At 34.6% G+C, this 10,971-nt stretch carries 12 protein-coding genes; 2 read left to right on the top strand and 10 right to left on the bottom strand.

Features of this window, described 5'->3' with window-relative positions:
* The first annotated feature begins 120 nt into the window (after window positions 1-120).
* Complete coding sequence (locus ACY65O_RS06880; protein ID WP_462220113.1) at window positions 121-921, top strand: SDR family oxidoreductase; 801 nt, start codon at window positions 121-123, stop codon at window positions 919-921.
* Between the two features lie 157 nt (window positions 922-1,078).
* Window positions 1,079-2,980: a BatD family protein gene (locus tag ACY65O_RS06885; protein ID WP_462220114.1), complete on the top strand. Its 1,902-nt coding sequence runs from the start codon at window positions 1,079-1,081 to the stop codon at window positions 2,978-2,980.
* Here ACY65O_RS06885 and ACY65O_RS06890 read toward each other — a convergent pair.
* The 10 genes from ACY65O_RS06890 to ACY65O_RS06935 all read right to left on the bottom strand — a co-directional run.
* Entirely contained in the window at window positions 2,977-3,681 is a 705-nt protein-coding gene (locus ACY65O_RS06890) for a response regulator transcription factor (protein ID WP_462220115.1), read from the bottom strand. The genes ACY65O_RS06885 and ACY65O_RS06890 overlap by 4 nt on opposite strands.
* 14 nt (window positions 3,682-3,695) lie before the next feature.
* On the bottom strand, window positions 3,696-4,673 hold the full coding sequence (locus tag ACY65O_RS06895) for a sensor histidine kinase (protein WP_462220116.1): 978 nt from the start codon (window positions 4,671-4,673) through the stop codon (window positions 3,696-3,698).
* A 106-nt stretch (window positions 4,674-4,779) separates the two neighbouring features.
* Window positions 4,780-5,658 (bottom strand): NAD kinase, encoded by an 879-nt coding sequence (locus ACY65O_RS06900; protein ID WP_462220117.1) that lies wholly within the window; start codon window positions 5,656-5,658, stop codon window positions 4,780-4,782.
* A gap of 41 nt (window positions 5,659-5,699) precedes the next feature.
* The gene (locus ACY65O_RS06905) at window positions 5,700-7,151 is read right to left on the bottom strand and encodes a POTRA domain-containing protein (RefSeq protein ID WP_462220118.1); all 1,452 of its coding nucleotides are present in this window, start codon (window positions 7,149-7,151) and stop codon (window positions 5,700-5,702) included.
* Window positions 7,152-7,223: 72 nt separating this feature from the next.
* On the bottom strand, window positions 7,224-7,886 hold the full coding sequence (locus ACY65O_RS06910; RefSeq protein WP_462220119.1) for a CBS domain-containing protein: 663 nt from the start codon (window positions 7,884-7,886) through the stop codon (window positions 7,224-7,226).
* 152 nt (window positions 7,887-8,038) lie between these two features.
* Window positions 8,039-8,815 (bottom strand): alpha/beta fold hydrolase, encoded by a 777-nt coding sequence (locus tag ACY65O_RS06915; protein ID WP_462220120.1) that lies wholly within the window; start codon window positions 8,813-8,815, stop codon window positions 8,039-8,041.
* A gap of 78 nt (window positions 8,816-8,893) precedes the next feature.
* Window positions 8,894-9,430: a CvpA family protein gene (locus ACY65O_RS06920; protein ID WP_462220121.1), complete on the bottom strand. Its 537-nt coding sequence runs from the start codon at window positions 9,428-9,430 to the stop codon at window positions 8,894-8,896.
* 86 nt (window positions 9,431-9,516) lie between these two features.
* Window positions 9,517-9,969, bottom strand: a complete 453-nt coding sequence (locus ACY65O_RS06925) for a GatB/YqeY domain-containing protein (RefSeq protein ID WP_462220122.1) — start codon at window positions 9,967-9,969, stop codon at window positions 9,517-9,519.
* A gap of 125 nt (window positions 9,970-10,094) precedes the next feature.
* Entirely contained in the window at window positions 10,095-10,439 is a 345-nt protein-coding gene (gene gldC, locus ACY65O_RS06930; RefSeq protein ID WP_462220123.1) for a gliding motility protein GldC, read from the bottom strand.
* Between the two features lie 103 nt (window positions 10,440-10,542).
* Window positions 10,543-10,971: glycosyltransferase (locus tag ACY65O_RS06935; protein ID WP_462220124.1), on the bottom strand; the 429-nt coding region annotated here is incomplete at its 5' end.

Below are 10,971 nucleotides of genomic sequence, written 5' to 3' on the forward strand. Positions count from 1 at the left end.
TATTATTTTTTTTACAGGAAAGAAAAACAAAGAAGAGTAATGAAATTGTTACTATTTTTTTCATGATAATTATTTTAAAAAGACTATTGTAAAAAATGAAACACAGAGTTACAATCTATAGTGCTTAAGATAGAAAACGGGTTATCCAACGGTAAAATGGATTTATCCAATGGCATCTTTTCATTTAGATTTGCAGTAGTAAATTTTTTTATTATGAACGTAGTTATTACCGGCGCTTCAAAAGGAATTGGCAAAGCCATTGCAAAAACCTTTGCTGCTAACGGCCATAATCTTTTTTTATGCAGCCGTAATGAAGTGGCTTTGTATAAAACAATGGAGGAACTGCAAACGCAATTTGCTGCAGTAGAAATAAAAGCAAAAGCGTTTGACTTAAGTAAACAGGCAAAAGAATTTGGAAAATGGGTTAATGCGTCAGGAATTATTGTGGATGTATTAGTAAACAATGCCGGTTTGTTTGAGCCGGGCAGTGTTTACAACGAACCCGAAGGTTTATTGGAAAATCAAATTGAAACAAATTTATACAGCGCTTATCATCTTACCAGAACATTATTGCCTAAAATGATGGAAAATACTTCGACAGGCTCAGGACGACATATTTTCAACATTTGTTCTATTGCATCTTTACAGGCGTATAAAAATGGTGGCGCCTACAGCATCAGTAAATTTGCCATGGATGGGTTTAGTAAAAATTTAAGGGAAGAGATGAAAGAGTATGGAATAAAAGTTACTGCAGTTTATCCCGGTGCAGTACTAACGGATGCCTGGGGCAATTTTGATAACAGCAAACACCGCATAATGGAAGCAGATGATGTTGCACAAATGATTTACGCAGCATCGCAATTAAGTGCCGGTGCCTGTGTGGAAGAAATTGTACTGCGGCCTCAGTTGGGAGATTTATAAATACAAAAAAAGCTCCGCAGATTACGCAGAAAAAAAATATTTCAATAAGCGATATCTGCGGGCAAACTAACTATTAACAGTTTTTTAAAGCCATTCATCTTATGGTATAAGCAACATAAGTTTTATATCAGCTAAATTTGTACCCTTTACTTATGCTATGCAATCATTTTTACAAAAGATAATTTTATTTGCTTTATCAGTTACCGCCCAGTTTGCATTGGCACAGGTAAAATTTTCTGCCAGTGTTTCATCGCCTCAAATAAGTAAAAACGAATTTGTACAATTAAGGTTAACTGTAGAAAATGCAAAAGAAGTACAGCAGATAACGCCACCTTCATTTAAAAATTTTAGTGTAATCAGCGGACCTAACCAGGAGAGTGGCATGACGATGGTTAACGGCGATGTAAAACACTACATTTCTTTAAACTATGTGCTTAAACCAAAAGCCCCGGGAAAATTCAGCATTGCACCGGCAACAGCAAAGGCAGATGGAAAAGAATTAAAAAGTAATGCAGTAACGGTGCAGGTTAACAATTCAATTGCGTCAAATAACTCCGGCGGTAATAATTTTAATTCGCCATTTGCAGGAGTTAATCCTTTTGAAGATATTGTTCCCGAAAATCCTTATAAAGATAATATTTTACGCAAAGGCGAAAGTGCTGCTGAAAAAGTGAGTAAGAATATGTTTATAAAATTAGAGTTAGACAAAACATCCTGCTTTATTGGCGAACCTGTTATTGCAACGTACAAATTATACACCCGTTTAAAAAGCGAAAGTAACCTGGTTAAAAATCCATCTTTCAACGGATTTTCGGTAATTGATTTGCAAATGCCGGATAATATAAGTTACAAAAAAGAAAAAATAAATGGCAGGGAGTACAATGTTTATGTCATTCGCAGGGCACAATTATATCCTTTGCAGGCAGGTAACCTGGAGCTGGAGAGTGCCGAAATAGAAAACAATGTGTATTTTATTAAAGAAGAATACGCTAACCGGCAAAGCGAATTAATGAATGATATGATGAGAGAATTTGCAGAAGCTTCTATGCCGCCGGAAGCTATGGAAAACCATAAAGTAACACTGCAAAGCAAACCTGCTTCGGTTATGGTAAAGCCATTGCCCGATGTAAATGTACCTGCAAGTTTTAAAGGAGCAGTGGGTAATTTTGCAATAGAAGCAATGCTGGAAAAAAATAATTTTACTACAGATGATGCAGGTAAATTAAAAATAATAGTAAGCGGTGCCGGAAATTTGCAATTGGTAAATGCCCCCGAAGTACAATGGCCACAGGGCTTTGAAGCATTTGAGCCTTCCACCGCCGATGATTTTATAAAAACCACTGTGCCGGTAAGCGGCAGAAAAATAATTGATTATTCTTTTACAGTTGCAGAGCCTGGTACTTATATTTTGCCTGCAATAAAATTCAGTTACTTTAATGCAAAAGAAGGAAAGTATAAAACAGATTCCACCAAACCTATTTCATTTACTGTAACAAAAGGAACAGGAAAAACAGCAAAGCCTGTAGTTGCAGAAAATAAAAAAGCAGGCGATAATTTTTTAAATAAATTTATTAGTAACAGGAGATGGGTGGTTAGTACAGTGGCTGTTTTAATTTTATGCGGATTAATTTTTTGGTTGAAAAAGGATAAGAAAAAAGAAAGAATAATAAAAAATAAGAGTAAACAGCAGGAAGAAAAAAGAGAAGCGGAACAAAAATTTGCAGCTGTTATTGAATTGCACCAAAAAAACTGGTTGCAAAAAGCGGGTGAATTTTTGCACAACGAAAACAGTACCGCATTTTATAACGAATTGAATTATGCGTTAAAAAGTTACCTGGCTAAAAAATTGCAATTACCTGTAGAAACGATAAATAAAAAAAATATAACCGAGCAGTTAGATAAAAAAAATATCCCAGTAACAACTTCTGTTCAGTTGCAACAAATTATGAATGATATTGAACTGCAATTGTACACCCCTTTTGCAGAAAAAGAAAAAATGCAGCACTTGTATGATAGTACAGCGGATATTATTCAAATGCTTGATGCTTATAAAAATTAAACTTCTGTAAACTTATAACCAATACCTCTTACCGAGTGAAAATGTTTTGGGTTACGACTGTCTTCTTCAAAGTATTTTCTGAAATTTAAAATAAAATTATCTATAGTTCTGGTGGTGGGATAAACATTGTAACCCCAAACTGACTGTAAAATTTTTTCACGGGTTACTACCTCGTTTTTATTTTCGATAAGCAGCTTTAAAAGCATAGCCTCTTTTTTTGTCAAAGTAATTTTTGTATTATTTTTTACTTCGCATTCCAGAGCTTTAAAATCAATACTGTTACTGCCGAATTTATATACTTCGGGTAAAGGTTCCCTTGCATTAAGGCGTTCGCTTTTGTTAATGAGTTTACTTACCCTCAGCAATAATTCTTCTAAATTAAATGGTTTGGTAAGATAATCGTCAGCCCCTTTTTTTAATCCTAAAATTCTGTCGGCGCTGCTGTTTTTTGCACTTAATATTAAAATGGGAATATCATTATTTTGCAGGCGTATGGTTTCGCAAACTGTAATGCCATCTATTTCCGGCAGCATTACATCTAAAATAATCAGGTTAAAAAATTCCTGCTGTACAACTTGTAATGCTTCGGCACCATCAAATACACCGGTTACTTCATAACCTTCCAGTTCAAGGTTTAACTTTAAGGCCTCCTGTAGATTTTCTTCATCTTCTACCAGCAGTATTGTAAATTTTTTATTCAAGAGTTTTTGTTTTTTTATTCTGCGGCTTGTAATGCAATAGTAAAAATACAACCGCTTGGTGTATTGTTAGTAACTGTTATTTCACCGTTGTGGTTTTGTATAATTTTTTTGGTAAGATAAAGTCCCAGCCCGGTACCTTTTGCGCCTTTGGTTGCTGCATTACCTGTTCTGTAAAATTTATCAAATACTTTTTTCTTTTCTTCATCAGCAATTCCTTTGCCTTCATCTTGTACCTGTAAAGTAATATTGTTTTTTTCTTCTTTTAATAAAACTTGAATGGCGGTTTCTTTTGCAGAATATTTAATGGCATTATCAATAAGATTATTTACTGCCATTTGTAATAACAGGGTATCGCCATTTAAAAAGATGTCTTCAATTACCGATGATGAAATGTGGCGCTGCGGAAACCGTACAATAAAATCCTGTACACATTCTTTCACCAATTCGCTAAAATTTATTTCTTCGGTACTTATTCTAAAATTACTGGCTTCTATTTGAGACGAGAGCAGCATATTATTACACAACGAATTTAAGCGGTTGGCTTCCTGCAGGGTAGTTTGTATTAAGCGTTGCTGTTGCTGTTCATCTAATTTTCTTTTTTGTAAAGTCTCTAAATTTAATTTGGCTACAGCAATGGGGGTTTTTAATTCATGCGTAAGCGCCATCATAAAATTTTGCTGCTCCTGGCTAAAATGTAATTGTTGTTTTACTGCCCTGTACACAAATACTGCCCCTGCAACTATTAGTAATAAAAAAGTAAAACCCTCGCCAATGTATTGTGCAGTTTTACTTTTTTCATCTTCCTGAATTTTGTTTACTATCTGTGTATAGCCAGGCTGATCTTTGTTTAATTGTTGCAGTTCAAAAATGGTCATTTGTTTATTTTGCTGGTTTAGTGCAATAAACCACCATACCAATGCTGCAATAATATACACCAGTAAAAACCAGTAAATTAAAAAGATATAGCGAATTTTTTTTGTTTTGCTGTGCATGATAAAAGATGAACAAAGGTATGCCGCACAAGTGAGTGACACAACGATGATGCCATGAAAATATAAAGCTGGTTACAACAATATTTATTTTTGAAAAAAATAAATATCAATTCCTCACATCTAAACCCCAGCTTAATTTATTTCTCAGCGTTTGTAAAAAATTATTTTCGTTAAGGCGTATAAGGTTAATGCCAAAATCTTCTTTGCGTACTGCAAGCTGAATTTCTTTGGTAACAATTTCTCTGCGGCTGTCGAGGGTACATAAAAAACCATCTGTTCTGCCTTCTACTTCAAAACTAATAATGGTATCATCGGGTACCACAATTGGGCGAATGTTTAAATTGTGCGGTGCTACCGGTGTAATAACAAAACTGCCACTATCAGGGAAAACAACAGGGCCATTACAACTTAGTGAATAACCAGTAGAGCCGGTGGGTGTGGCAACAATTAATCCATCGGCCCAGTAAGTATTTAAAAATTCTCCATTTAAATAAGTATGAATTTTTATCATTGAACTGGAATCTTTTTTCAATAAAGTAAATTCATTTAAGGCATAAGGTATATCACCAAACAATGGAATGTTGGCATCTAAATGTATGAGTGTTCTTTTATCAATTACATAAGTGCGGTTAACCAATGCCTCTACCGCAGTTTGTAACTCGCCTTTACCAATGGTGGCTAAAAAACCCAGCCTGCCATAATTTATTCCTAAAACCGGTGTGCCTTTATCACGTACCAAAGTAACGGTATCTAATAATGTCCCATCGCCGCCAAGGCTTATCATGCAATCAATACTGTCGTCTAAATCGGCAGAAGAATTAAAAGTGGAATATTTTGTTTTAAAATCTACTGCAGAATAAAATTTATTAAAAAAATCCTGAAAAAAAACTGGTTCTACATCATGCTGAATTAATTCTTTTAATAAAAGATTAATTTCCTGGTGCTGGTTTTCTTCTAACCCCCTGCTGTAAATTGCTATTTTCATCCCCTGTCCCCAAAAGGGGTATTTATTATGTTGAAAAAAAATTAGAATCCCGATTGAGTATGTAAAAATAACCCCTTTTGGTCTAACTGGTTAAAACTGTATTCGAGCCGCAGGTTTACATCATAAAAGGTAAGGATATCTACACCAAAGCCACCCGTATATAAAAGTTTATTGTTGAGGTTGGTAACAAATTCCTTTTTATTAAAAGCATAGCCTAAATCGGTATAAGTTTTTGCAAAAATGGTGAATGGAATGTAAGGAAGCGATTTTATTTTAAAGGGTAATGGAATTTTAAATTCGGCTACTTTATATTTTAAAGTAGATTTTATTAATGCAGTACCTACGCCATCAATTACTAAATATTCCAACCCACGTAAATAACTGTCGCCATAGCCCAAGCCACGCTGATTAATATATGGCTGATATAAAGGCAGTTTTATTTTACCATTTAACTGAATACTGCTGTACCATTTTTTACCAAGATCGTAATATTTATTTAAGCCTGCTTCAACAGTTAAAGCATTAATACCACCTGTAAACCCCAATCCTTTTTTTGAAACAGCTATAAACGCAGTTTTACCTTTTGTTGCATACAATACATTATTTACGTTAGCATGCTGGTAGCCATAAAATATTTCAAAAATATTTGCCGAACTTTTGCCGGTGTTAAAATAATTAGGGTTATTTTTTTGCAGAAAGATACTGTCGCTTGCGGTTAGCCTTGAAAAAGCTGCATTAAAAATATGCTTGTTAAAAAAACCTTTGCGTAATGTATATCCTGCATTAATATTAAAACTGCTGCCCACAGATATACTTCTTAGAGAATCAGAAGTGTAAAATAAAAGGTTGTTATTAAAATCAGTTTTATAGGGTATTTCTTTTTTTTGAGAGTAACCTGCACCCACTACAAAACCTTCTGTTAGTTTCGAATTACTGTATGGGGCGTTATAACTAAAAGAAAAATCACGGCTGAAACCTGTTAGAAAAAAGATACGCAGCTGATCTCTTCGGCCTGTTAAATTATAATGCACAAACTTTAAACCGTAATTAACCCTTTTTAAACTGGCATTGTAAGTTTTAATCCATTCATTAAAATTTCTGTCCACCGGTTTAAACTGCGGTACCGGGTAAATATACCAGCGTTCCTTAACATCCACCAGCACTATCACATCAAAGGCAGAAAGTATTACTGTTTCAAATTTTACTTCGCTGAATAATGTGGTATTGTACACCTGCTGCCTGGCTTGCTCCAACTGCTGGTTAATGGTTGATATTACTAGAGAGTCGCCTTTTTGAAATTGTATTTCACGAAGTATAATATATTCTTTTGTTTTTTTATTGCCTTTAACAACAATATTCTTTACATAAAGTTTGGCCGAAGAATCCTGAAAAGATTGCAGAGTGTTGCTTAAAAGAACATTTTTTTGGCCAACAGCAAACGAAGAACTGAAAAATAAACAAATGCAGTAAAGTATTTTTTTGTGGACAGGCATTCGTTACTTCATAATAATGGAAAATAAAAATAAGTGATATTACTGAGATTGAACAGACTGGGATGTTAAAAGCTAAATATCAAGATAGTTCATTAAATGGCGGTAGTTGGTATGTATTTCGTTTTCAAAATTTTCGTTACCAAAATAATAGATTACATCATAATCATATCTTTCAAAAGTGGCAACAATTGATGCTATTTCTTTTTTATTGATATGAATGGAAACAGTTAGCATTCCAGTTTCGGGGTGTACTGTGGTGTTCAGGTGTAAAATAGTAGCATCATTACTTTCTACAATGCGGCTGATTTCTGAAATGGCAAACTGGCTTCGTTCCATTTCTAAAACAACAATGCCACCAATTTCGTTGGTGCCGGCAAAATTGCCCAGGGCTTTTAATAAATCCGGGGTAGTTATTGCACCCATTAATTCATTTTCTTCATTAATAACCGGTACCACAGTGGTATCATGCTGGTTGCAGTAATTAACGGCATTTAAAAAATGTTCATTGTCGTGTACTGCTGCTGTTATAAAAGTTTCCTGCATTAATTCAATGGGCATTTTTTCCTGCTTGGCATCCAGTAGATCTTCTTCACTAATTAAACCAAGGTATTTATCATCGGAAACAACGGGCAGGTGGGTAACCCTGAAATCGTTAATTAACTGCAGTGCCTTACTTACGGTATCCTGCAGCTTAAGCCGGGGAATACTATTATTTATAAGTTCGATGGTTAACATTGCTGTAGCTTGCCCCTATCCCTTAAAGGGGAATTGAAGTTTTAAATTTTAGTTTAAATACATTACCTGTCACTTTATTAATATTAAGCCTGTGTTATTAATAAGATGATAACGTAAGGCAATAAGTTATATTATACAGACAAAAATTTTTGTTAAACTGATGCAGCAGGAATTTTTAATTTATTTAAAAACCCATCAAGTATTTTGTTGAAGTCTTCCGGCACTTCCATCATAGGGGCATGACCGCATTTATCTACAAAATGCAGCTCGCTGTTAGGGATAAGCCGGTTAAACTCTTTACCAACAAAGGGTGGAGTTATAGTATCGTTATTTCCCCAAATAAGGCAGGTGGGTTGTTTTATCTGGCTTAACTCTTCTCCTAAATTATTACGGATGGCACTTTTTGCCAATGCAATAATTTTAATAACTTTTAAGCGGTTATTTGTAATTTCAAAAACTTCGTTTACCAGTTCTTCAGTGGCTAAATCGGGATTGTAAAAAGTAAGTTGTGTTTTTTTCCTAATATATTCTTTATCGCCCCTTTTTGGATAACTGTCGCCCATGCCGTTTTCAAAAAGGCCCGAGCTGCCGGTAAGGATAAGTGATTTTATACGCTCCGGATGTTTTAACACATACACCAAACCCACATGGCCACCAAGCGAATTGCCTAATAAATGTATGTTGTTGTAATTGCGGTGCTCAATAAAACGCTGTACAAATTTTTGCAGGCCGCCAACTGAGGTATGTAGCAGATCCAGCTCCAGCAATGGCAGCAGTGGTACCACCACTTTGTTTGTTTTTTTAAAATGCTCAATAAGGTCCTGAAAGTTACTTAATGCACCAAATAATCCATGCAACAATAGTAACGGTTCGCCATCTCCTTCCTCTATAAATTTAAATTTGCCGTCTTGTTTTATTTCGTAACTCATTGGTTAGTTAAATGGTTTACTGATTGCTATAGTTAAATCAGATGTTGCAAAATACGTTAAATAAAATAAGCGCTAAAATTAATGCTGCATTTTGTTGCCAACGGAGCTAAAAAATGTTTCCAGGTCGGTAAACATATCTTTAAATATGGGTATTACTTTTCCAAAATTATTAATCACTATCGGGCCCCAGGGCTGTACAAAACTGTAGGTTTGCGATGCTGTTATTGTTTCGGGTTTTATTAAATGAATTTTTTCGGCATAAAATAAAAAAATACTAAAAATGATAATGTATAAAGCTGCATAAAAAACAATGCCACCAATACGGTTTACCCAACCGAGTAATGCCATTTGAAAAGTTTTTTCAATAAGCTTACCTCCCCAGCGTACCAATAGAACAACAACAAAAAATACTACAGCAAAAGATATAAACGGTAACCATTTTACATTAATGTTTGCACTGCCGCCTAACCAAACGGCAACAACTGCAGAAAGTTTTAAAGCCGCTGCCAAACCAATAATAAATGCCACGATGGAGAATAAAGCAATTATTAATCCTTTTTGAAAACCTTTGATACAGGCTATTATAATTATTATGGCAAAAATTATATCCAGCATAAATACAAATTTGAAATTTTAAAAAGGGTATTTACTTTGTAGCAGCATTGAGTTATAAAAAAAGTGCTTTCAACCCAAATTTGATTTTATTTACTCAACAATTCTTTTACAATATTGCTGATAGTTTTTCCATCGGCCTTGCCGGCTAATTGTTTGCTGGCTGCACCCATTACTTTGCCCATATCTGCAGCGGAACTTGCTCCGGTATCTGTAATTATTTTTTCAACAATTAATTTTATATCAGCTTCGGCTAATTGCTTGGGTAAAAATTTTTCAATTACTGCCATTTCTTCTTTTTCTTTTATTGCTAAATCTGCACGGCCCTGTTTTTCAAAAATTTCTAAAGAATCTCTGCGCTGTTTCATCATTTTTTGTAAAAACTTTTGTTCGGTAGCTTCATCAATTTCGCCGCCTGCGCCAGGTTCAGTTTTTGCTTTTATAATTTCGGCTTTAATAGCCCGTAAGCTGCGTAAAGTTCCTTCGTCTTTTGCTTTCATGGCGTCTTTCATTTCAGCCATTATTTGTTGTTCGAGTGCCATAGTATTTTAGTTGATTGGTTTATTAGTTTATTAGTTGATTGGTTTAGGCGTTTAGAGGTTTAGTGTTTAGATGTTTAAGGTAGCTTCCTGCATCCAAATACCAAATTACTAATTCCAAATTCCCTTTACTGCTGCTCCTTTATTTGCGTTGCTCTGAATTTTTCGAAAAAAGTTTTGGCAAATTTTTTCATATCATCGCTTATTTCCTGTTGTTGTGTAGCCCTTTTAAAAGTATCGGCCATACTCATAAACATTTGATAATAAAAGTCGGCCATTTCATCTACCATCATATCTTTTGTCCAAAGGTCAATACGCATAGCAGTTTTATCTGTACCATCCCAAAATGCAATGCACATAGCTTTGGCTTTTTGTACCATATCTGCATTGCTGTCGCTGGCCACCCAGTTTATTTGTTCGGGTACTTTGTTGGGGTCAAGTAATATATCGATTTTTATGGTTGATTGATTCATAAATAATTTAAAAATTTGGTAAAGGGTAATTATGAAAAATTACTGCGAAGTTAGCAGCTTTATTAAAAAAACAATACGTAACAATTTGCAAATTTACACACCGTTAATTAGTGCATTTTAAGATGATTTTCCAAACTTTATCAGCTGTTTTATCCCAATTGTACATAGCCGCCTGTTGCCTGCCTTTAATAATAAGTTCGTTACGCAGGTCTTCATCTTTAAAAAGCAGCATCATTTTTTCAGCAATATCATTAAAGTCGTTGGAGCTAATGTACAAAGCAGCATCGCTGCAAATTTCGGGCATTGCGGTATTGTTAGCTGTAATTACAGGTATATCACTTTGCATGGCTTGTAAAAGGGATGTGCCACAGCCATCATAAAGCGATGGATAAATCATTGCGTAAGCCGCTCCGGTAATTTGTATAATACTTTCGTCGGATAAATTATCCAGCAATTTTACTTCATCCCTGTATTTATAACTGGCTAAACTTTTAATAAAATCTTTATCAATTGCAGCAGATTTACTTATCAG

Origin of the sequence: Ferruginibacter sp., assembly GCF_031430955.1 — a bacterium.
GTDB lineage: Bacteria > Bacteroidota > Bacteroidia > Chitinophagales > Chitinophagaceae > Ferruginibacter.